The organism is Bartonella japonica (assembly GCF_040545385.1).
Taxonomy (GTDB): Bacteria; Pseudomonadota; Alphaproteobacteria; order Rhizobiales; family Rhizobiaceae; genus Bartonella; species Bartonella japonica.
The window spans coordinates 40,476-64,588 of sequence record NZ_JBEPLT010000008.1 but is presented as its reverse complement, the minus strand read 5'-3'; the positions used below and the strand labels follow the sequence as shown (position 1 = coordinate 64,588).

The window sequence follows — 24,113 nt, the reverse complement described above, 5'->3', positions numbered from 1 at the left end:
TGCAGGACCTCAACTATCACCTTATCATTCATGCTCATGCATTCATTTTCTCTATCCAGATAATGAGTGTTCATCATGCCATATCCCAACAGTGCTTTTTCTATTTCAAGAAAATCCACTCCAAACTTCACTTATCCATAGACCTCACCTAGAGGAAATTTGTCATGTTTGATATTCACATCCTGCTATATTTAAGAGTGAAAAATCACTTAATAGTTTAAATGGTTACTCTTTTTTCCTCCATAATTCATTGAATATATTTTTTGATGATCTTGTAAGAATCCCCATAAGCATTTTGGCATCTTTTATTCTGCATGACCAAAATAGGCATGAGCACTAGGATAACCTTTCTTTATTTTCTACGCTTCTTTCAATACATTGCTGCCAAGGGGTATCTGTTCAAGGGTATAAGGATCATAACAAATGTTTCCACCAACAAAATCATATTTAACTTTTCAAAATCGATATAATCTTGCTAGACATTCATTAAAATATATAACATATCCATCATAGATTGGGTATTATAAACTAAAGCAAAAAGATTGATTTTTGTTTTTTGCTATACCATGGACAGCTTTCTATACTATGCGACCCATTGCCTACTGTCATGCTATCGTGACTATGGGCATCAATATGCAACCCTGTGTTGCCACATACCCATATGCAAGTGCCTTTACCTGTTTTATGAAATTTCCCAAATCCTCAAACTACCTTCCAAAATTTTCTGATAGCCAACGACAAAACTTTCCATTAAGAAAAAATCACTAGATGGAAAGATCACAAAATAGTATAGATTTTTCTTATTATCAAAAAAATAATAGTATAGTGAGCTGTTTCATCAGGCGTGATAGAAATGCCATTAAAAAATATGAACCTTACTATCAGAGCCAATTTGTAAGTACTTATTTTCCTCATTTGTTAAATAGTGCAATTGAGGAATTTTTTTTCCACGATTGTCTTCTATAAGTTTCCCATTTTCACCTTCTAAATAGAGAATATTACCATTTCCCTCTTTACAAATAACCATAACCTTTCTTTAAAAGCAGTAAAAAACAGAAATTTTGCATTTTAAAACGCTGCAAATTTATGTTTCTATTCTTTACTTTTAAAGACTTTTAAAAATCATATTTTTAAATATTATGAGCTAATTTATTCCCACAAAATGTTATAAATACAAGAATAAATAAAGAATAATTTCAATATAATCATATTATTATTGTTTTTTTTGAATTTAATGTAAAAAAATGAATAATATATACACATAAACAAAAATGTAATCTTAACAATTAAATATTATAATAAGCATAAATAATACTTTATATTGCCTTTTAAAATAAGTTTATACATAAATATAATTTATAAAAATCTGTATATTCTTAAGCCTACACTGTTACCATTTTTTATAAATGGTCCACTCTTTATGAAAATAGTAATCAATTTTCCTATTTTATACCGTTTGATTGCAATTTATTAGAAATAGTTTGTACAGCACCTAAACAGCATGATGATTAGAAAAAATTCCCTAATCTGAAGTAGAATTATCGAACGTTTTTTCCTGCAATTATTTTCTGCTTTTCTGAACTTTATTTATATTGCTTTTTTTCAAATTATAAAATTTGAGCGCATAAAAACAAATAACAAGCAAAACAATCCAACTAACACCTACAATCAAAACTGGTCGTGTATCATCAAAAAACCACAACAAAATAAAAATAAAAACCATGAACAAAATAGAAAAAATTGATCCTATCGGCCAAAATGGAATTGGAAATTGTAAACCACGCTGTACCTCTTTAGGCATTTTAAGCCGCATAAAAATTTGCGAAAGTAAAATCATCATCCAAACGAAAACCGTTGCAAATGTTGCCATTGCAGCAATAAGAAAAAAAAGCCCTTCATGATAAAAATAATTAAGGACAACACCAAAAAGGAAGATAACAAAAATCAATAAAATAACAAGAATTGGTATGCCGTTCTTTGACAAATATTGAAATTCCTTTAAAGCGTAACCTTCTTGCGATAATCCATGTATCATACGACAAGCACCATACATTCCGCTATTCATAGCTGAAATAGCTGCTGTAACAACAACAATGTTTAGAATATTTGCTGCAGATGAAATCCCAAGGTTTTCAAAAATTGAAACAAAAGGACTATCCATAAGACCAATTTTATTCCAAGGATAAAGTGACATCAAAATAGCTAGTGTCATGATATAGAATAGCAAAATACGAACTGGTGTGGAATTAATTGCCTTTGAGATGGTCTGATGAGGATTTTGCACCTCCATCACTGCCATCCCTATAATTTCTATGCCTCCAAAAGCGAAAACAACCACACTAAAACAAGCCAAAAAACCAAACCAACCATTGGGAAAAATACCACCATTTTTCCACAAATTGTGAATACTCACAGCAGAGAAACTTACATTGCTATTCCATCCATACAAAATAATTGCTATTCCTAAAACAATCATCGCAATGATAGCCATAATTTTAATAGAAGACAGCCAAAACTCTAATTCACCATATACTTCGACTGCTGCCAAATTAATCCCCGTAATAATCAATGTAATACTAAGTGCCCATATCCAAGGCGCAACATCGGGATACCAAAATCCCATATAAGTAGAAAAAGCTGTGATATCAGCTAAACCAACAAGAATCATTTCAAAGACATATGTCCATCCCGTTAAAAAACCAGCCAACGGCGATATGTAATTTGCAGCATAACGAGCAAAAGAACCGGGCAGTGGATTATGAATAATCATCTCACCAAGAGCTCGCATAACCATAAAAATAGCTAAACCAGCAATACAATAGGCAATCAAAACACTTGGACCAGCAAGCTTAATAGCTTGTGCAGATCCGTAAAAAAGACCTGTTCCAATAGCAGAGCCAAGAGCTAAAAAGATGACTTGACGCTTATTCATACCCCGTTTCAGTTCATTTGTTACCATTTTTTTCCTTTTTCATTAAAATTTTACCTCCCTCCATAGAACGACACCAACTTTACAACAAATAAAGCCTTTGTTTCCTTCACGAACTATCTTAAAAAATATTGAATAATAGCTAATTAGCCTCCTGTCCTAGGTAATAAGAAACCACTTTTATTACGAATATACAGCTTTTTATAGCTTTAAATTTTGTATCATTTTGTTAAAATCAAGTGGTAATAAAATTTTTTATAATTGACATTTAATTCATTTTTAAACTCTTTAATTTTTCTATAAAAATATTGGAGTGAATATAATTCACTCCCCGTGCTTGCTTTTATCAAAATAATAAAAACTTTAAAATTTATATGGTAAAATTTAAAAGAGCATGCATTAATTTTTACTGTTTTTGTAATAAATGCTCTATCTTTTTAGCTCATAATAATCATAAATTATACAAGCATCATATGAAATAGCTTTTTAAAAGAATTTAATATCTTAAACTTTATAATATGCATCCCGACAATTTATAATGGCTCGATAAATTGCATCTCCAGCCCATCTTTTAAGAATTCCAACAGTTTTAGACGCAAGCTTTCCAAGGAGAATACCTATTGCAATAAAAACAACCTTTTCAATATTTGATCCAGTAAAAACTCCACGCTTTTCTTCCGAAATTTTTCCAGAAACATCAACAAACGCTTTATTGATTACTTGAACAGGAATCTCTTTATTTTGCGCAACCACGACGGTAAAAATCTCCTCCTGAGATTTTTTCCTCCAAAGATTCGCATGAACCTGTATAGTTTGTGAAAAACAAAAAATAACAGTTATAAAAATACGTAATATGCTGTTTATAAACATTTTTATCCTTTGTTTTAATTAAAAACACAAAAAATAAATTATAAATTTAAAAAACATATAAAAAATAATATAAACTAAAATTGATTTTTCGTGAATATATTATAGATAATACTATTGCATATGTAAGAATATAATAAAATATATTTTTAATTTATAATTATAAAATTTTATTTAAAATTTATTATAATAAATAAAACAATCATAAAAATGTTATAAAAAATAATTTTATAGTATAATGAATGAGAAAACACTCGCTTTATTATTTTAAATTATCAATTTTATAAATATCAATGAGAAAGATAAGACATTTAATTATTTAAACTTCCTCATATAATATTTAATAAATATTATTCAGATCTTAATTTAGGAAAAATTGTTTTTGGTAAAACAGACAATAAATACCCTTCACGCACAAGAATATGCCCTTTATGAAGATCTGAAGCCATATAACGATCTTCTTTAAGAGTATCGATATTTTTGCGTATATGATTCATAACAGATTGCAAGAAAGAACTTGTTTTTAAAGGTGCACGGTACTCAATTCCTTGTGCTGCAACAAGCGTTTCAATGCCAATAATAGTAAAAAGGTTTTCACTCATTGTCAGTAATCGACGAGCACCATGGCAAGCCATTGAAACATGATCTTCCTGATTGGCTGAAGTTGGTGTTGAATCAACCGAGGCAGGATGTGCCATTTGTTTATTTTCAGACATTAAGGCCGCAGAAGTTACTTCAGCAATCATAAAACCTGAATTAAGTCCTGGATTTTGCGCTAAAAAAGCTGGAAGTCCATGAGAAACTGCTGGATCAACCATAAGAGCGATACGTCGTTGAGAAATGGAGCCTATTTCACATAAAGCGAGAGCAATATGATCAGCAGCGAATGCTACAGGTTCAGCATGGAAGTTTCCACCTGATACAACCTCACCATCCCTTAAAATCAACGGATTATCTGTAACGGCATTAGCTTCAATAATGAGCGTTTTTGCTGCTGCTAGAAGAATATCAAAACATGCGCCCATAACTTGTGACTGGCAACGTATACAGTAGGGATCCTGTACACGATCATCACCACGTAAATGTGCAGCTCGAATCCCAGAATCTTTTAAAAGCTGTTCTAATGTTTGTGATACAGCAATCTGCCCATAATGCCCCCGTAAAAGATGAATATCAGGATGAAATGGTATCGTTGACCCCATAATAGCATCTGTTGTTAATGCTCCCGCAAGAAGCCCACCACACAACGCTCTGTAACCATGAAAAAGACCTGCCAATGCAAGTGCTGTTGATGTTTGGGTGCCATTAATAAGAGCTAAACCTTCTTTTGCTTCTAAAATAACAGGAGATAATCTTGCTTTCTCTAAAGCTGTAGCCCCACTCATGCGAATATTTTGAAAAAATGCTTCCCCTTCTCCCATCATAACAGCGGCCATGTGAGCAAGTGGGGCAAGATCACCTGATGCACCAACAGACCCTTTCTCCGGAATGACAGGAATAACACCTCTTACAAGCATATTTTCTAGAAAATGTACTAGTTCCAAACGAACACCAGAAGCCCCTCGTCCTAAAGAAAGAAGCTTTAAGGTCATTATCAAGCGCACAATATTTTCAGCTAAAGGTTCTCCTACACCACAACAATGTGACAAAATAAGATTTCTTTGTAATAGAGCAACATCGTTTGCATCAATTTTAATCGAAGCCAATTTTCCAAAACCAGTATTAATGCCATAAACTGGCTTACTTCCAGCAGCAATTTCAGCAATGCGCTCTGCTCCCTTTATAATAGCTTGATGCGTATCGCTGTGAAGTGTACTGACTTTACCATCGAAATAAACAGCCTCAAGCTCTCTAAGTGTTACCTCACCCGGTTTTAATATAATAGTCATAATTTTCTTTCTTTAATTTAAAGCATAACAATTAGTATTGTTGCCCCTTCTCCAATATAAAAAAGTATCTCCCCTCTCTAGAAGGAATTTAAATCTCTTAGACAAACACAATTTTTCTTAAGCCTACCATAGAAAAATTGATTATTTATCTTTTAAGCATAATTTCACGAAAACATGTCCCGTCTCAATTTATGATAAATTTACCTTTTAAGACTTAAAGATTTTCTTTTAGGAATTGAAGAATCTGCTGTGTATTTTTTGTATCACACATCCAGATAATAAAAATGATATTATAATATATTAATAAGGAATCAAAAAAACTACGGTATGAAGCTAGAAATTTTGGTGCACCCGACAGAATTCGAATCTGTGACCTCTGCCTTCGGAGGGCAGCGCTCTATCCAACTGAGCTACGGGTGCTTACAATTAAATAATGACCTTTTAACTGATCATATTTTCAGCTTCAATGATGAATTACCATTCTTTTTTAAAATACAAATTTCTAGTTTATATCACTGTGTAATCTTTTTATCCTATCCTACTGTGATACATTACCTTAAACAGACTACTTTTATCCTCTTCTTTATAAAAACGATTTTTATATATAACTTCAAAATTTCCCCAAAATACACTAAAAAATAAGCTGTGAATATCAGGATAATTCTTAATGATTACATTACCAAATCGCTTTCATTTTATTTCTGCTGAAACTAAGGAAGCAGTTAAAGCTGCTCATAAATTAATTTCTCTTTATGGACATTCTTCTCTGGAAGAAGCTGATGTTGTTATCGCAATCGGTGGCGATGGAACAATGTTACAAACAGTACGAGATGTTATGAATACTGGAAAACCTATCTATGGTATGAATCAAGGCTCTGTAGGATTTCTTATGAATGAATTTCATGAAAAAAAATTGCCAGATCGTATTGCTGCCGCGCATAAAAAGGAAATCCATCCCCTACGCATGATTGCACAAGCTGAATGTCAAGGAACTATTGAAGCGTTAGCCATTAATGAAGTCTCGCTCTTCCGCCAATCCTATCAAGCAGCAAAAATTCGTATTAGCATTGATAATCATGTACGCATGGAACAATTGAGTTGCGATGGTATTCTTGTTGCTACACCAGCTGGATCTACTGCATACAATTTATCAGCACAAGGACCTATTTTACCCCTTATGGCTCCGCTTATGGCACTCACTCCCGTGAGTCCTTTTCGTCCTCGGCGCTGGCATGGAGCATTGCTTCCCAATACGGCAACAGTACGCTTTGATATGCTCGAAGCTGAAAAACGCCCCGTAAATGCCGCAGCTGATAATGTTGAAGTGAAATCTGTTCGTTCAGTTACTATTTCAACAGCAACAGAAGTAACAGCTTCAATTTTGTTTGACTCTAACCATTCATGGGATGAACGTATTTTATCAGAACAATTTCGCTATTAATTATTGTATTATAGTTTTTATGTGTATATGGCTGTTATAGTTGACTTTTTTATAAAAGCACCTTAACCCTCCAAAAGAGTGTAGAATACTTAATTTCATAAATAGTTCGGATAGCGAAATTAAAATCGCAGAGCAATTGATAAAAAAATGATACCACCTTTAAACCATTTTGATGATTTAGGTCTTTCCGCAAAGGTTATTAAAGCCGTGAAATCAGCGGGATATACAATTCCAACTCCCATTCAAAGTGAAACGATTCCCCATGTGCTGCAAAGGAAAGATGTTTTAGGAATTGCTCAAACAGGAACAGGAAAAACAGCCTCTTTTGTTTTGCCTATGCTTACACTACTTGAGAAAGGTCGTGCAAGAGCAAGAATGCCACGTACGCTCATATTAGAACCAACACGAGAACTTGCAGCTCAAGTCAAAGATAATTTTGAGAAATATGGAATAAATCACCGTCTTAATATTGCGCTTTTAATTGGTGGAGTTTCTTTTGAACAACAAGACCGTAAACTTGAACGCGGCGCTGATGTTCTTATAGCAACACCAGGACGCCTTCTTGATCATTTCGAACGCGGTAAATTACTTATGATGGGTGTTGAAATTCTTGTTATTGATGAAGCTGATCGTATGTTAGATATGGGTTTTATTCCTGATATCGAACGTATTTGTAGACTCATTCCTTTTACACGTCAAACTTTGTTCTTTTCCGCAACAATGGCGCCAGAAATCACCAAACTCACAAAACAGTTTTTACATTCTCCTGTATCTGTTGAGATTACAAAAGCATCCTCAACAGCAACCACAATTACACAGCGTCTCGTAAAATCTGGAAGTAAATCATGGGATAAAAGAGCTGTTTTACGAGAACTTATCCAAAATGAAGGAGATGAACTTCAAAATGCTATTATTTTTTGTAACAGAAAAAAAGATATCTCTGAACTCTTTAGATCGCTTATCAAATATAATTTTAGTGTAGGTGCACTTCATGGTGATATGGACCAACATTCACGTATGAACACGCTAGCAGATTTTAAGAACAATAAACTCAAACTTCTTGTTGCTTCTGATGTTGCAGCCCGTGGGCTCGATATCCCAGCTGTCAGTCATGTTTTCAACTATGACGTTCCTACGCATGCTGAGGACTACATTCATCGCATTGGTCGTACAGGGCGTGCAAATCGCAGTGGAAAAGCTTTTACTATCGTCACAGTGGCTGATCAAAAATATGTCAGTGCCATTGAGAAAATAAGTAGCGAAAAAATTGAATGGCTTAATGGAGATCTCTCTACTTTAACGACCTATGATCAAGAGGATAATGTTGTTTTAAAAAGAAAACCTTCAAAGTCGTTAAAGAAAACCGCTCCAAAAGAATCTATTGCTCAAACTAGAAAATCCTTAAAAAACGATAAGGTAGGTTATGTTAAAAGTGCAAACAATAAAACAAAACCACCTGAACAACGTTATACTCGAAAAAATAACGAATCCTCTCCCTCTGGATTTGGCGCTGATATCCCAGCATTTATGCTCATAAAAACCCGCGATTAAAATGCAACTTTGCTTTCTTTAATAGTGCAAAAACGGATAAAATATTTTGAAAGAACTACTCTTATTCACTTTGAAAAACGAGCCTTTCTACTACTTTTTCACGCCCTAAAAGTTGCAAAAGTTTCCCCATTTCAGGTCCATGATCCATTCCTGTAAGCGCTTGACGCAACGGCATAAACAAAGCTTTTCCACTACGATCTGTCTTTTTTTTCAATGCTGTTGTCCAAATTTTCCAACTCTCATCATTAAATACACCTTCAGGCAAAAATTTGAGTGATTGGCGTATGAATGCACGATCCTCAAGCGCTACTGTATCAAAATGTTTATCATCATAAATAATTTTCCACCACAAGGCAGCATCATTTACTTTGTCAATATTGCTTCTTATAGCGTTCCAAAAACACTCTGCCATTTCTCCTTCAATAGAAAGATTTTTAAGTCGTGTTTTAACTTCTGCATAAGTTAACGTGTGAACAAGATGGCTATTCAAAGTAAACAGATCAGCAACATCAAATTTTGCAACTGATCTTGATGTATCTTGTAAATTAAAATGTTCCAAAAGTGCTATTTGATTAGGGTAAGGTTGCACATTTTGTGATGTTCCAATCAAAACAGCAAGACACTGAACCGCTATAGATTCAAATCCTTCTTCTCGCAGAGAATAAATAGAAAGATCATTGTCACGTTTTGAAAGCCCTTTTCCTGAAACTGTGGACAATAAATTGATATGACCGAAAACTGGTAATTCTGCACCAAGCGCTTCAAAAAGAGCAATCTGTGCGCCTGTATTTGTAATGTGATCATCTCCACGAATAATATGCGTAATAGCCATATCTATATCATCAACCACAGAGGGCAATGTGTAGAGATAGCTTTTATCTTCACGAATTAAAACGGGATCTGAAAGAGAGGATAAATCAATCATCTGCTTTCCTTTTACCGCATCATTCCAGCAAATTTCTGTTCGCTTTGTTTCTAAAGGATTATTTTCAAAATTAGGAAGAAGAAAACGCCAATGAGGTTTACGACCTTGTGCTTCTAATGCTTTTTTATCTTCTGATGTCAATTTCAATGCAGCGCGATCATAAATAGGGGGTAATTTGCGAGAAAGCTGAATTTTGCGACGTCGCTCTAATTCTTCTGCGGTCTCATAACAAGGATACAGAAGACCACGTTGTTTGAGAGATTCCGAAACTTCATCATAGCGACTAAACCGTTTAGATTGATAATAAATCTCATCCGGTTGAATACCAAGCCACTCAAGATCAACCATAATAGCATCAATAAATTCCTGCTTAGAACGCTCAACATCTGTATCATCATAGCGTAAAATAAACTCCCCTTTATGCACTTGCGCATAAAGCCAATTAAACAAAGCAATACGGATATTACCAATGTGAATATAACCGGTTGGAGAAGGTGCAAAACGGACTTTTATCATAAAATAAGCTCAATTTTTATCGCGAAAACGATTGACAATAGGATAACGACGATCGCGTCCAAAGTTCTTATAACTGATTTTTACGCCGGGCGCAGATTGTCGTCTTTTATATTCTGCTACATAAAGAAGCTGTTCAATTTTCTCAACTGTTTCCCGCAAATACCCACGTTCAACAATATCGTGAACACTCATGTCATTTTCTATAAGAAACTGCAAGATATCGTCTAAAATAGGATAAGGAGGGAGAGAATCTTCATCTTTTTGATTTTCCCGCAGCTCTGCAGAAGGCGCTTTTTCTATAATATTGTATGGAATCACTATTCCTTCTGGTCCCTTAAAGTTTTGTAAATGGTTTTTATTGCGCCACTGTGCTAATGCATAGACCTGCATTTTATAGATATCTTTAATAGGATTAAACCCCCCATTCATATCACCATAAAGTGTTGCATATCCCACAGCCATTTCCGATTTATTGCCTGTCGTTACCACCATTGAGCCAAATTTATTTGAAAGCGCCATCAAAACTGTCCCGCGTGTACGGCTTTGAAGATTTTCTTCTGTCATATCAGATGGAAGATCTAAAAAAACAGGAGCCATTGTCTTTAAAAAGGCCTCAACAGGTTGCACAATAGGTATGGTTTCATAATGACTTCCTAAGAGACGTGCACACTCTTCAGCATCCTTTAATGATTCCTGTGAAGTATAATGATAAGGCATCATGACACTACGAACCCTCTCAGAGCCAAGCGCATCCACTGCTATTGCCGCACAAAGAGCCGAATCTATTCCTCCTGAAAGTCCAATAATAACATCCTTAAAACGGTTTTTATTAACGTAATCTCTTAAACCTAAAACACAAGCTTGATAATCAGCAGCCAACCCATTGAGAAGATTTTCATTGGAGCCAGAAATACACTGCCATCCTATCGTTTTGCGTTGCCAATGACTTACAGAAATATGGCTTTCAAAATGTTTCATTTGAAACACTGCTTTCCCTTGTTCATTTAATGCAAAAGATCCTCCATCAAAAACAAGTTCATCCTGCCCACCAACTTGATTAGCGTAAATGATTGGTACACCAGATCGAAGCGCTTGCTCACGAGTAACCTCTATGCGTCTTAATGTTTTATTGCGATCATAAGGGGATCCATTCAGAACAAGAATGATCTCAGCTCCTTTTTTACCAAGCTCTGCACAAAGAGAAAAATCATTCCAAATATCTTCACAAATGGCTACTCCTAACTTCATCCCACGAAAAATAATAGGTTCAGGACGTGAGCCGGGAGAGAATACTCGTTTTTCGTCAAATTCAGCATAATTAGGTAAATCAAACTTAAAACTTTCAGAAATTACCCGTCCTTCATCAAGAAGTACAGCACCATTGTAAATATTATTATTACGCCTTAAAGGAAGACCAATTATCATTGCTGGCCCTCCTACCGTTATCTTTGCTAATTTCTTAACAGAAGTTTCACATGTTTTTATAAAAATAGGCTTGAGAACAAGATCTTCCGGAGGATAAGCACTTATGAAAAGCTCCGTAAATAAAACAAGATCAGCCCCCTCTTGTTTAGCTTTCTGATGTGCCATCACAGCAAGAGAGAAATTTCCTTCAATATCACCAACAACAGGATTTAATTGGGCTACTGCTACCCGAAAATCATTTTTCATAAGCCTTTATACCATATCATCAGTTTTGCAACTAAAATTCTGTTTTCATCATCAAAAACATTTCTAAAAAACTCTTCTTTTACAAAGAGCTAAAATTAAAAACATTATGAAAGCTTTTATCCTAACTATTCGCAGCAAAAGCGAATGAATCAGTATGACGTTTTTTTTTAAGAAGCTCAGCAACAAGAAAAGCTAATTCTAATGCTTGATCTGCATTTAATCGCGGATCACATTGTGTATGGTAGCGATCAGATAAATCTTCCACAGAAATAGCATGTGCTCCACCTGTACATTCTGTTACATTACGACTAGTCATTTCAATATGAATGCCCCCTGGATAAGTCCCTTCTCTATAATGCACTGCAAAAAAATTCTCGACTTCCTTTAAAACATAATCAAAAGGACGCGTTTTATAACCATTTACAGTAACCGTATTACCATGCATTGGATCACACGACCATATAACCTTGCGCTTCTCGCGCTCAACTACGCGGATCAGTTTTGGAAGATAATGTTCAACCTTATCATAACCAAAACGTGTAATGAGAGTCAGCTTACCATGTTCGTTTTCAGGGTTTAGAATATCAATCAATCTCAAAAGCTCATCAGGTTTAATGGAAGGACCACACTTTAACCCAATAGGATTTTTAATACCACGGCAATATTCAACATGAGCATGATCAATCTGACGTGTACGATCACCAATCCATAACATATGGCCAGATGTTGCATACCAATCTCCTGAAGTCGAATCAATCCGTGTCAAAGCTTCTTCATAGCCAAGCAAAAGTGCTTCATGACTGGTATAAAAAGATGTCTCACGTAATGAAGCATTCGTTTTGGAAGTAATCCCTATAGAACGCATAAAATTAATTGCTTCAGAAATACGTTCTGCCAACAATTCATAACGCTCACCCTGCGGGCTATTAGAAACAAAACTCAACATCCATGCGTGAACATTTTCTAAATCTGCATATCCCCCTTGTGAAAAAGCACGCAATAAATTTAATGTCGCCGCAGATTGACGATAAGCCATCGACATCCGCTGTGGATCTGGAACACGAGAGGCTTCCTCAAATTCAATACTATTGATAATATCTCCTCGATAAGAAGGAAGCTCAATCCCTTCTTTGCTTTCCGTATCAGAAGAGCGTGGTTTTGCAAACTGACCAGCAATACGACCGATTTTAATAACTGGTTTAGAACTGCCAAAAGTTAAAACAATCGCCATCTGCAAAAAAACACGAAAAAAATCACGGATATTATCAGCCTCATGTTCTGCAAAACTTTCTGCACAATCTCCACCTTGTAATAAAAAAGCCTGACCTTGTGCTACAGCTGCTAATTTATTCTTCAAATCACGCGCTTCACCCGCAAAAACAAGAGGAGGATAGCTGCGTAGCTTTTGTTCAACATCTTCTAATACAGATTTATCCGGATAAATCGGAACCTGTTTAATTGGCCTTGTTCTCCAAGAGTTTGGCTCCCATTCTTTCATCATTATACTCTCTCCAAAGCTTAAGCCACAATGCATCGTGCTAAAAACTTTGCCGCTTACCATAACATGTGCTGTTCAATTTTTTATTTTCTTTCCATTTTCATAGGCATAACTTGGTTTATACATCGTTACCAATTCTTCTGCCATGGTTGGATGCACTGCCATAGTTTCATCAAAAACATCCTTTGTCAGCTTTCCCTTGAGAGATATGCCTATGAGCTGCGCCATTTCACCAGCATTTTCTCCTAGAATATGTGCACCTACAACAATACGACTTTCACCATCAACAATAAGCTTCATAAAGATCTTTTCCGAACTTCCAGAAAGAACATTGCGCATAGGACAAAAAACTGTACGATAAATTTCAACCTTCTTATAACGATGTATTGCATCTTCTTCTGACAGACCGACCGTTCCAATCTCGGGCTGTGAAAAAACTGCTGTCGTGATTAAATCATAATCAGGTGTTGTGGGTGTATTTTCAAATGCAGTCTTAACGAAACACATTGCATCATGAATTGCAACAGGCGTTAATTGAACATGTCCTGTTACATCGCCCACAGCCCAAATGTGAGGTACATTTGTTGTCATTTTTTCATCAACAACAATTGCACCCAATTCATTCACTTCAACACCTGCTCGTTCAAGTCTTAAACCTGCTGTATTTGGCATACGCCCCGTAGCCAACATAACCTGTTCAGTGCTTATCGTTTGTCCATTTGATAAAACAACATCATAATAATTTCCCATAGCTTGCACTTCGGAAACTTCTATCTCATAAATAATAGAAATTCCTTTTTCAATCATTGCATCACTCAGCAAATGTCGTAAATCATAATCAAAGTTACGAAGGATTAAATCACCACGATGAAGCAATGTTGTTTTCACACCTAATTCATGAAAAATATTAGCAAATTCAACACCAACATACCCACCTCCAACGATGACTATCGATTTTGGGAGCTTTTCAAGATCAAAAATCTCATTGGAAGTAAGACATAAATCACTACCTTTTATTATAGTATTTGGCGTAGTTTTTGCCCCAGTCGCAATTAGAATCTTTTCTGCGTTTACCCGCTCACCTGTTGTAGAAAGTTCTAATGTATGATCATCTTCAAAGACAGCACGACTTTCATAAATATGAACATTACTCCTTTGTAGCCCTTGGCGATAAAGCCCTTCTAATCTTGATATTTCTTTATTTTTAGCTGCAACCAATTTTTCCCAATTAAAAATTGGATCAGCATATTCCCATCCAAAACCAACGCTCTTACGGAACTCTTTCGCATATTGTGCAGCATAAACGTACAATTTCTTGGGAACGCAACCACGAATGACACAGGTTCCTCCTATGCGATACTCTTCTGCTATAGCAACGCGCTTACCAAGCTCTCCTGCAAGACGTGCTGCACGAACTCCACCAGAACCACTTCCAATGACGAATAAATCAAAATCAAAAGATCCCACGGATTATTCCTTCCCATACCTTTACGACAATAAGCTATTGCTCTTTATTCTCAAATGAAAGTCTTTTTGTTCTCACGCGTTATTTTTTCTATAAAAATCATATAAAACTATCCTTTTTAATTAAAAACGGCGCAAAACGCCCTTTTTAATTAAATAGAAGTTGTGCACTGTCGTAATCTTACCAATCGAATTACTTCTGATTTTCCGAAGAGCTCGATTCTTCAATTGTCATAGAATTGTTCAAATCAAGTGTTTCGGACATCTCCTTTCTTACATTTTTTATTAAATCCTGCATAAGCGAAGAACGCCATACATCAAATGTAGAATAAGAATCACGCGCAATATTTGGAACTTCTGTCAAAAACTTTTTGCCAGTATCAGAACTATAAAATTCCGTGATTGTATCAAGTTCTTTTTGCGTAAAATATTTTGCATATACATGAGCAATCTCTTTTTCTAAATCAGAGCGCCGTCTAGCTAAAGCAAGTGCTTGTTTATCCACAATATCAGAAATAGCCGTTGCCAAATTAGGGTCATCACTGATCAATTCATCTTTAAGATCACGTGCTGCGTTTGATAAAAAATTATCAAACTGATCCGTTGCATGAATAACACGAATAGCTTTTCTCGCTGAATCTAAATGCTGATCACTTACACCTTGAGCATAAACCATTCCAGTATTTACAGACAAAACTGCAACGACACAAACATACGCAAAAAAACGCTGAAAAAAATACATTATTTTCATTTAATGATTACCCCGATGACTAATTATTTGTGCTTTAAATTCGTTATTCTATCCAAAACCTTCAACACCGATTACTTCCTATTATCTATTGTCTTAATATATTATCATGTCAGCTTTCTTCTCTCAAACTAAGCAGTTTTAAAAACCTTTATTTGTCCATCAGCCATAGCGACAACCGCATGCGAAGCCAATTCCAAAAAAAGACCATGCTCGACAACACCTGGAATTGCAAGGAGAGAATCTGACAATTGTTTTGGTTGTAAAATGCATCCCCAAGATGCATCAAAAATGAAATGACCCCCATCCGTTTTAAAAGGATTTTCTTCATTCATTCGTAATGTAATTTCTCCAGAGAGTCCTAAATCATAAGCTGTTCTTTCGATAGCTTTACGTGTAGAAGATATACCAAACGGATTAACTTCTATCGGCAGTGCAAAAGCACCAAGCTTTTTTACCATCTTTGTTTCATCTGCAATGACAAGCATTGCACGAGATGCTGATGCTACAATTTTTTCATGCAGCAATGCACCCCCACCTCCTTTTATAAGAGTCATCCCTGGACCAATTTCATCAGCTCCATCAATCGTAAGATCTAGTTCAGGTATTTGTTCCAAAGTCGTGATAGGTACCCCATATTGATGACAGAGTTGTTCAGAATACCGTGAGGTAGCAACACCAATTACACGAAGACCACTAGCAACACGCTCACCAAGAAGGCGAATAAATTCATTTACCGTCGAACCAGTACCAATACCAAGACGCATATCATTTTCAACAAATTCAAGTGCTTTAATAGCTGCCATTTTTTTCATCTGCTGAATATCCATGAATTATTTTACCTTTTACCCATCAGAGACATTTATTATAGGTTAATTATAAAACAGCCTATTGCCTCAATCTGCCATAAATTTGTTCATCATCTTTTGATTAAAAAAATATCGATTGTTACAAAATATATGATAATGGTAATAATAAAATAGAACAATGAATAATTTTATTTCTTTATACAATTTTTATGTAATTTACTGGCATTTTCTATATCTAATGAGCATTTAACGCTTATTGCTCACTTCTGATAAGCTATACACAATAAAATTCATCTACAAATTATAAAATTATTTTAATATCAAAAGAATGTCTATTTTTGAATAGGCTACGGACTATTGGTCAGTTCTTGCAAATTTGGCAACGACACAAAGATAACCAAAGTATCATAAAAACTATCTGTCATTTTCTATTCTGTTGTAACAAAAATATAAAAAAGACTGAAAAACTTATAGATTATATATGTGCATACTGCCTATGCATATTCCACGGTCTATAAAATCCCATAGAAGACCAAATGATATCTCCATTTTTGTCCATCATAACGCTCCCTCGTGATAATAATTGCTGAGGAGTAAATATTATCTTTGTTTTCTTGTCGCATATTTGATGCCCCACCGCAAACGTCTTAATTATAATGTCTGCGTCTAGACATTGATCTGTTTCTTTATGTAAGATAATCACTTTTAATCCATTTTCTAACAAAGAAGTACATACATGATTGCCACAAACGAACTGTTCATTAAATGCAGGACCGTATTTTGTTGGTTTGATCATCTCATTTACATGAAATGATTTTTTCCATATAGATACCGTGAACTTAGAAATATGGGAACGGTCAATGTATAATTTTTTTTCATTAATAACACCTACAAGTCTCATATCATCCGCTATAATGAGTTGTATAGGTGGATGCATCAAGTAAACACCAATACCAGCAAAAATAAAAAAACTAAAAAAGAACCTGATACATGTTTTGCAAAAAATCAATCCAACCAAACCTATACTCAATAAAACTAAAGAGAATAATGGCATAAATCCGGGATTCAAAGCAGGAGAAATGGCTGTTATAGCGTGAGAAATTTTTATCACCAGACCAATACCAAAACCCATAATTTGAAGTGGTAACCACTCAAGACTCCAAAACATTGCAAGAACTGCAATTAATCCAAAAGGTATAATGAAAATTGAGACTATCGGCAAAGCAAGAGCGTTGCTGATGACGCTAAAAAATGCAACATTAGAAAAATGATAAGCAGCATAAATCCCACTCGCAGTCCCCGCCACGAATGAAGATGCACATATCGAAAGTATCGATAAGAATGCAAAACTGATTACTCTAGCTCCTACATAAGATGGTGTTGTTTTTCTTTTACGAGAAAGCAACTTCCCACTCCACCAATCAAAAGACGCAATCAAAGCTGCAGTTGCAGAAAAAGACATCTGAAAGCTAGGACCTAATATTTCATGTGGTGTAACAGCGAGGGTTATCAAACCCGCAATAGAAAAATTACGCATTGTTAAAGCAGAACGATTACACAATACAGCAACCAACATAACAGCAATCATCACAAAACTCCGCTGTGCTGAGACAGCTGCACCAGACAACAGCAAGTAAAAAGCCGTCATCATTAATGCAGCAATGGCAGCAAATTTTTTAGTGGAATAATAGGATGATAAAACTGGAAAAAGCGCTAGGAAACCACGAACAACCGTAAGAATGATACCACTCAATAGAGCCATATGCAAACCTGATATGGATAAAATATGCGCTAATCCAGACGTACGCAATGCTTTATTTGTATCCTCTGAAATACCCCCACGCTGTCCTGTTATAAGAGCAGCCGCAACACTACCCTTTTCCTCATTAAGTGCCATACGGATTCTTTGTGTCATATTCATCCGTAAATTTTTAATTTTCTGTAAGATAATACTCAATATTCTATCGGTTTGCGCAACAGATATTTTACTTGGTTTTCCTAGATAAACTCCTTGAGAACCAATTCCTTTAAAATAATTATGGAAACTAAAATCATAACCTCCTGGACGAACCGGACCAGACAATGCACTAAGCTTAACTCTTCCATAAAGCCCATCACCAATTGCTAATCTATATGGCAAATGTCTTGCTGATAAACGAATACGTTGAGGATTATGATATAATACTGGATTTTTTGTACTCAAAACATCTAAAACTAAACGAACATCCCCTCTTGGCCTTGCATCAATAGAAACAACTCTTCCTGTTAAAGTAGTGACAATATCTCTGCTTAACATTGGTGTTGACAGACGCCACGTTTCTATTTTTGCAGCCAAAGCGCCTAATACAATACAAAACAGAAATCCCGCAGAAATCCATATCCTCCGATAAATACGCAAAATATAAAGTATTCCAAGGGAAACACTCACCAACACACCAAATTGCCCCCAACTTGGCTCCCACGCTAAACTAAAATAAAAAATGATACCTAGGGCAAAAAAGACTAAAACCAACGAAAAAAGAATTCCAAAAGAAATTTCTTTGTTTATGCAATCTATCAACCACTTCCAGTAAAAAGTGATGGCTTCTTTCAAAGGTGTAAATAGAAAAATATTTTGTTTGCTACAGCTGTCGTTATTTGCATCATCACACATAGAAAAAGCATTCTGCCGTATCAGATTCGACTTTTTTCTTTCTGATTCACTGCTTATGGATAAAACATCCCTAATTTTATTTTGATTAAACATTGGCAAATCCCCACTTTACTTGCAATGTAGCTATTGCACCCCCTGTCACCTATGCTAACATGACTCTTTTATAAAATCCTATAAATAACATCTTAACTCTAAAGGAAAAGATTCGTGTCCGTTATTACCCGCTTTGCTCCATCACCAACAGGATTCCTTCATATCGGAGGTGCTCGTACTGCCCTTTTTAATTGGCTTTACGCCAAACATACTGGTGGGAAAATGCTGCTCCGAATTGAGGATACAGATCGAGAACGCTCAACAGAAGCAGCTGTAAAAGCCATCATAGATAGCTTGCATTGGATGGGACTTAGCTATGATGGTGCTCCTATTTCACAATTCGAACGAGCAGAACGTCATCGCCAAGTTGCTGAACAATTAGTAAAAAACGGTAAAGCTTACTATTGTTATGCTTCTCCTGAAGAATTAGCTGAAATGCGTGAAAATGCTCGTGCAGAAGGCCGCCCTCCACGTTATGATGGACGTTGGCGTGATCGTGATATTTCTAAAGCTCCTAAAGATATCAAACCTGTTATTCGTATCAAAGCACCACAAAATGGAGAAACAATTGTGCACGACCGCGTTCAAGGTGAAGTCCGCTTCCCGAATAAAGATCTAGATGACTTTATTATTTTGCGTTCTGATGGCTCACCCACCTATATGCATGCCGTCGTCGTTGACGATCACGATATGGGGATAACACATATCATACGTGGTGATGACCATCTTACAAATGCAGCTCGCCAAACAATCATTTTCAATGCAATGGGGTGGAACATTCCTGTTATGGCACATATTCCACTTATCCATGGTGAAAATGGTACAAAATTATCAAAGCGTCATGGTGCTCTAGGTGTCGATGCCTATCGAACAATGGGATACCTTCCTGCTGCTTTACGTAATTATCTTGTTCGTCTAGGTTGGAGCCATGGTGATGATGAGCTTATGTCAATCGAAGAGATGATCTCTTGGTTTGATATTGATGATATTAATAAAGGTGCAGCGCGTTTTGATTTCAAAAAACTTGATGCCTTCAATGGACACTATATACGCATAAGCAATGATCAAGATCTTTTTAATGCTGCTCTTGATATTCTACCAGAAATTGAAGGTGGATCACAAATCATTGAAAAACTTGATGAAAAACGCCGCACTCAATTTTTAAAAGCCATACCACATTTGAAGGAACGTTCGAAAACACTGTGTGAACTCATTGAAAATGCTTCGTTCATTTTTGCACAACGACCATTACAGCTTAATGAAACAGCACAAACACTTCTAGATAAAAATGGAAAAGCCATTTTAAACGGTATTTATCTTGCTTTAAAAACATGCAACTCTTGGGATGAAAAAACATTAGATGAAATTCTTCGATCTTATGCACAAACACATGACCTTAAATTTGGATCCATTGCCCAGCCACTTCGAGCAACTCTCACAGGACGTTCAACATCTCCTGGGGTTTTTGATGTGCTTATTTTATTAGGAAAAGATGAATCTCTTAATCGCATTCATGATCAACTTGCCGCTACAACATATTAATATATGTACATAACTTATTAATCCAATGAGCATTCACATCTCAATGTCTCTATGCAAATTGAAAGTTATTCTTAAGTTTTTGAAAAATATATTTGGTAAAATTGTAAATAAAAAGTATTTTTTAGATTGCATGAGCCAGCTTTTAGGGTAAATCTACCTTTCAATATAGATAGGAAAAGCTTCAATTTGTATCTCTCTATCCAGTGAATCAGCATATTGATTTTTAGGAGCGAAGGATCTGAAAGGAATATCTAATGTCCGAGCATAAAGCACACATCACAGTGAACAATAAAACAATAAAACTTCCCATGCGTGAAGGCACAAAGGGACCTGGAGTCATTGAAATTGCTTCGCTTTATAAAGAAACAAATACTTTTACTTACGATCCTGGTTTTACCTCAACCGCTTCTTGTGAATCAAAAATCACTTACATTGATGGTGATAAAGGAATATTACTTTACCGTGGTTATCCTATCGATCAACTAGCTAAAAAAGGAGACTTTCTCGAAAGTTGCTATCTTTTACTTTACGGTGAACTTCCAACAAAACAAGAAAAAAATGACTTTGATCGTTGTATCATGCAGCACACAATGGTACATGAGCAATTTGCGCGATTTTTTCACGGATTTCGTCGCGACTCACATCCTATGGCAGTTATGGTTGCGTGCCTCGGAGCAATGTCTGCATTTTACCATGATTCTATTGATATTACAGATCCCCAACAGAGAATGATCGCTTCTGTTCGTCTTATCTCAAAAGTTCCAACTCTTGCCGCTATGGCTTATAAATATAATATCGGACAAGCATTTGTTTATCCTCGTAATGATCTTAGCTACACTGAAAATTTTCTTCGTATGTGCTTTTGTGTTCCTTGTGAAGAATATAAAATAAACCCTGTGCTCGCTCGAGCAATGGATCGAATCTTTATCCTCCATGCAGATCATGAACAAAATGCCTCTACATCCACTGTACGCCTTGCGGGATCATCAGGTGCTAATCCATTTGCGTGTATTGCAGCAGGTGTTGCATGTCTTTGGGGACCCGCACATGGTGGGGCCAATGAAGCCTGCTTAAAAATGTTACAAGAAATAGGCTCAGTTGAGCAAATTCCAAAATTCATTGCACGAGCAAAAGACAAAAATGACCCTTTCCGCCTTATGGGATTTGGCCATCGAGTCTATAAAAATTATGACCCACGTGCAAAAATCATGCAGCAAACATGCCATGAAGTTTTAAAAGAACTGAATATTCAAGATGATCCACTTCTCGATATAGCAATAGAACTTGAGAAAATTGCACTCAATGATGAATATTTTGTTGAAAAAAAGCTTTACCCGAATGTTGACTTTTATTCTGGCATTACATTAAAAGCTTTAGGCTTTCCAACTGAAATGTTTACTGTTCTTTTTGCGTTAGCGCGCAGTGTCGGCTGGGTTGCACAGTGGAAAGAAATGATTGAAGATCCTGCACAAAAGATTGGTCGTCCTCGCCAACTCTATACCGGTTATCCTATGCGTGAATATGTTCCTATAGATAAACGGATGAGCTAAAAAATAGAAGAAGCACTTAATAAAGCTTCAATCAACTGGAGCTTTATTGTAAATGAATAATTCACTCAACATAAGAATATTTTTCACAAGTTTTTATCCAACAACTCTTCTTATAATTTTATCACAACAGTCATAATGAAAGTTTTTCATGACCTATTCCAATAATAATATGAAATACTCTTTTTGAGGATTGGTGAAATACTTCCCTGAAATATGTGACAATTCTGATTTATAACTTTATCTCAATTAAACATATATTCTCTATCACTCTCTATAAAAAATTGATGGATATTGTTACCTCAACAACAAGCTATAAAAAATCTTTTCTCTCACCTTCTAAAGAGCATAATGAAAAATTTATAAAGAGTTCTTTTATTCATTACACCTCAAATACTTCTTATCTCTCTTCAATAAATGAGAAAAAAGATGAAACATATTCTTACAGTTTCTTACACAAAATAACAATTCAATAATGAAAGACTATAGATATCCGTATGTATTCCCTATAAATATTCCTCTTAAAATCATTTGTTCGTAATACACTCATTTTCACAAGAAAAATTTTCGTATTTATAAAAAAGATCTTTCGATTTAGATAGCTCTCAATAACTTAAATGTTTTACAATAAAATACATAATATATATTAAAAACTTTAAAGTTTATTATTTGGTGATGTAATGATAATAGTGCTTTACTTTTGTATTCTTAAATTCTAGTTTTTTACTTCAATTTAATAATAATCTTTTTCAAAACTAAATCCTCAATTTTTTCGAATAAATAATGGAGATAAATTATTTTATCAAAAATGATTTGTAATAGAATCCATGGGATATTGATTTTTTCTCTCAATTTAATAGAATAAGTATTTTTATGATTATGATATCTATTACAATTGATAGCAGAATAGACACCATAAATTTTTATATTGCTCCCAAAAGAGATCACGGATTATTAAAAACAAAGGATGTCCTCATATTTTCCTGCTTATCCAATAGGAGAACATAATGAAATTATTAGTAGTCACTCTCATAGCGAGTATAACGTTCTTTCTTCAATCTGTTAATGCTCAAACACTGAAAATTGCAAGTGATGCTTCTTATCCCCCTTTTAGTTATATTGACTCAAATAATGAACACAAAGGTTTTGATATTGATATATCCCACGCACTCTGTAAAAAAATGAATGTCGCGTGTACGATCGTTACTCAAAATTTCGAGGGAATGATCCCCGGTCTTCTTGCAAAGAAATATGATGCGATCATTTCTTCTCTCGCTCCGACACAAGAGCGTTTACAAATAATCGACTTCACTGATCCCTATTATAGCACAGAATTAGCTATCATTGTTACTAAAGTTTCAGGGATTAAAGAAATTACTGCGCAGGCTTTTAAAGGTAAAAATCTTGGTGCGCAATCAAATACAACACAAGCAGCATATGCAGAAGACCATTATGCTTCTGAAGGAGTAAATATCAAACTCTATCCTACAGTAATAGAAGTTAATCGTGATCTTTTAAGCCATCGACTTGATGCCGTTATCATAGATAAAATCCAAGCATTAAACTGGCTTGAAAAGGAAGGAAAAGACTGTTGTCAACTTCTAGGAACTCTTGAAAAAACAAAATTTCCTATTGCAATTGCTCTACGTCAAAATAATAACGAGCTTAAAGATAAATTTAATAAAGCAATAAAGGAAATCCAGATGGATGGAACTTATGAAAAAATTATGAAAAAATATTTTACATTTGATATTTATTAAGTACTCAAATTCAACCAACTGTTTAATTTTAGAAAATCATTGTTTTACCCTTTCATGAGGAACATAAAAATGTTTAAAATTTAGTGTTTTTACTATTTTTGCAAGAAACCGGCTTTTTAAAAGAAAATCTTTCCTCTTTATGAGAGGAGTTATTAATTTGAGTCTTTTTCGATATTTCATTTTTGTAATAGCCATGCGTATGATGTATCA

16 protein-coding genes and 1 tRNA gene are annotated in these 24,113 nt (G+C 35.0%); 5 read left to right on the top strand and 12 right to left on the bottom strand.

Features of this window, described 5'->3' with window-relative positions:
• Window positions 1-859: 859 nt before the first annotated feature.
• The 5 genes from ABID39_RS04830 to ABID39_RS04810 form a co-directional block, all read right to left on the bottom strand.
• A complete protein-coding gene (locus ABID39_RS04830) occupies window positions 860-1,027 on the bottom strand; it encodes a hypothetical protein (protein ID WP_354186598.1) in 168 nt (55 codons plus the stop codon).
• Between the two features lie 534 nt (window positions 1,028-1,561).
• Complete coding sequence (locus ABID39_RS04825) at window positions 1,562-2,959, bottom strand: amino acid permease (protein ID WP_354186596.1); 1,398 nt, start codon at window positions 2,957-2,959, stop codon at window positions 1,562-1,564.
• Between the two features lie 474 nt (window positions 2,960-3,433).
• A complete protein-coding gene (locus ABID39_RS04820; protein WP_354186594.1) occupies window positions 3,434-3,799 on the bottom strand; it encodes a hypothetical protein in 366 nt (121 codons plus the stop codon).
• Between the two features lie 347 nt (window positions 3,800-4,146).
• Window positions 4,147-5,685 carry a histidine ammonia-lyase gene (gene hutH, locus ABID39_RS04815; protein WP_354186592.1) on the bottom strand — a complete coding sequence of 513 codons (1,539 nt, stop codon included), beginning with the start codon at window positions 5,683-5,685 and terminating at the stop codon, window positions 4,147-4,149.
• A gap of 343 nt (window positions 5,686-6,028) precedes the next feature.
• Window positions 6,029-6,105: transfer RNA gene (locus tag ABID39_RS04810), tRNA-Arg, on the bottom strand.
• Between the two features lie 247 nt (window positions 6,106-6,352).
• On the opposite strand from ABID39_RS04810, the gene ABID39_RS04805 reads away from it, so the two are divergent.
• Both ABID39_RS04805 and ABID39_RS04800 read left to right on the top strand, forming a co-directional pair.
• Complete coding sequence (locus ABID39_RS04805) at window positions 6,353-7,126, top strand: NAD kinase (RefSeq protein WP_354186590.1); 774 nt, start codon at window positions 6,353-6,355, stop codon at window positions 7,124-7,126.
• 147 nt (window positions 7,127-7,273) lie between these two features.
• Window positions 7,274-8,677 (top strand): DEAD/DEAH box helicase, encoded by a 1,404-nt coding sequence (locus tag ABID39_RS04800; RefSeq protein ID WP_354186588.1) that lies wholly within the window; start codon window positions 7,274-7,276, stop codon window positions 8,675-8,677.
• A gap of 61 nt (window positions 8,678-8,738) precedes the next feature.
• Here the strand turns inward: ABID39_RS04800 and gltX (ABID39_RS04795) are convergent, their stop codons facing one another.
• The 7 genes from gltX (ABID39_RS04795) to ABID39_RS04765 all read right to left on the bottom strand — a co-directional run bounded on the left by gltX (ABID39_RS04795) (window position 8,739) and on the right by ABID39_RS04765 (window position 19,054).
• On the bottom strand, window positions 8,739-10,118 hold the full coding sequence (gene gltX / locus ABID39_RS04795; RefSeq protein ID WP_354186586.1) for a glutamate--tRNA ligase: 1,380 nt from the start codon (window positions 10,116-10,118) through the stop codon (window positions 8,739-8,741).
• A 9-nt stretch (window positions 10,119-10,127) separates the two neighbouring features.
• Window positions 10,128-11,789: an NAD+ synthase gene (locus ABID39_RS04790; protein WP_354186584.1), complete on the bottom strand. Its 1,662-nt coding sequence runs from the start codon at window positions 11,787-11,789 to the stop codon at window positions 10,128-10,130.
• Window positions 11,790-11,910: 121 nt separating this feature from the next.
• Window positions 11,911-13,290: a class II 3-deoxy-7-phosphoheptulonate synthase gene (locus ABID39_RS04785; RefSeq protein ID WP_354186582.1), complete on the bottom strand. Its 1,380-nt coding sequence runs from the start codon at window positions 13,288-13,290 to the stop codon at window positions 11,911-11,913.
• Window positions 13,291-13,362: 72 nt separating this feature from the next.
• On the bottom strand, window positions 13,363-14,754 hold the full coding sequence (gene gor, locus ABID39_RS04780; RefSeq protein WP_354186580.1) for a glutathione-disulfide reductase: 1,392 nt from the start codon (window positions 14,752-14,754) through the stop codon (window positions 13,363-13,365).
• Between the two features lie 190 nt (window positions 14,755-14,944).
• Window positions 14,945-15,502 (bottom strand): DUF2059 domain-containing protein, encoded by a 558-nt coding sequence (locus ABID39_RS04775; protein WP_354186578.1) that lies wholly within the window; start codon window positions 15,500-15,502, stop codon window positions 14,945-14,947.
• A gap of 128 nt (window positions 15,503-15,630) precedes the next feature.
• Complete coding sequence (gene rpiA, locus ABID39_RS04770) at window positions 15,631-16,329, bottom strand: ribose-5-phosphate isomerase RpiA (RefSeq protein WP_354186576.1); 699 nt, start codon at window positions 16,327-16,329, stop codon at window positions 15,631-15,633.
• 454 nt (window positions 16,330-16,783) lie between these two features.
• Window positions 16,784-19,054 carry a ComEC/Rec2 family competence protein gene (locus ABID39_RS04765; protein WP_354186574.1) on the bottom strand — a complete coding sequence of 757 codons (2,271 nt, stop codon included), beginning with the start codon at window positions 19,052-19,054 and terminating at the stop codon, window positions 16,784-16,786.
• A gap of 114 nt (window positions 19,055-19,168) precedes the next feature.
• Between ABID39_RS04765 and gltX (ABID39_RS04760) the strand changes: the two genes are divergently transcribed.
• The 3 genes from gltX (ABID39_RS04760) (at window position 19,169) to ABID39_RS04750 (ending at window position 23,903) form a co-directional block, all read left to right on the top strand.
• Entirely contained in the window at window positions 19,169-20,596 is a 1,428-nt protein-coding gene (gene gltX, locus ABID39_RS04760; RefSeq protein WP_354186572.1) for a glutamate--tRNA ligase, read from the top strand.
• Between the two features lie 254 nt (window positions 20,597-20,850).
• Window positions 20,851-22,146: a citrate synthase gene (gene gltA, locus ABID39_RS04755; RefSeq protein ID WP_354186570.1), complete on the top strand. Its 1,296-nt coding sequence runs from the start codon at window positions 20,851-20,853 to the stop codon at window positions 22,144-22,146.
• Between the two features lie 1,004 nt (window positions 22,147-23,150).
• A complete protein-coding gene (locus tag ABID39_RS04750; RefSeq protein WP_354186568.1) occupies window positions 23,151-23,903 on the top strand; it encodes a transporter substrate-binding domain-containing protein in 753 nt (250 codons plus the stop codon).
• Window positions 23,904-24,113: the final 210 nt, after the last annotated feature.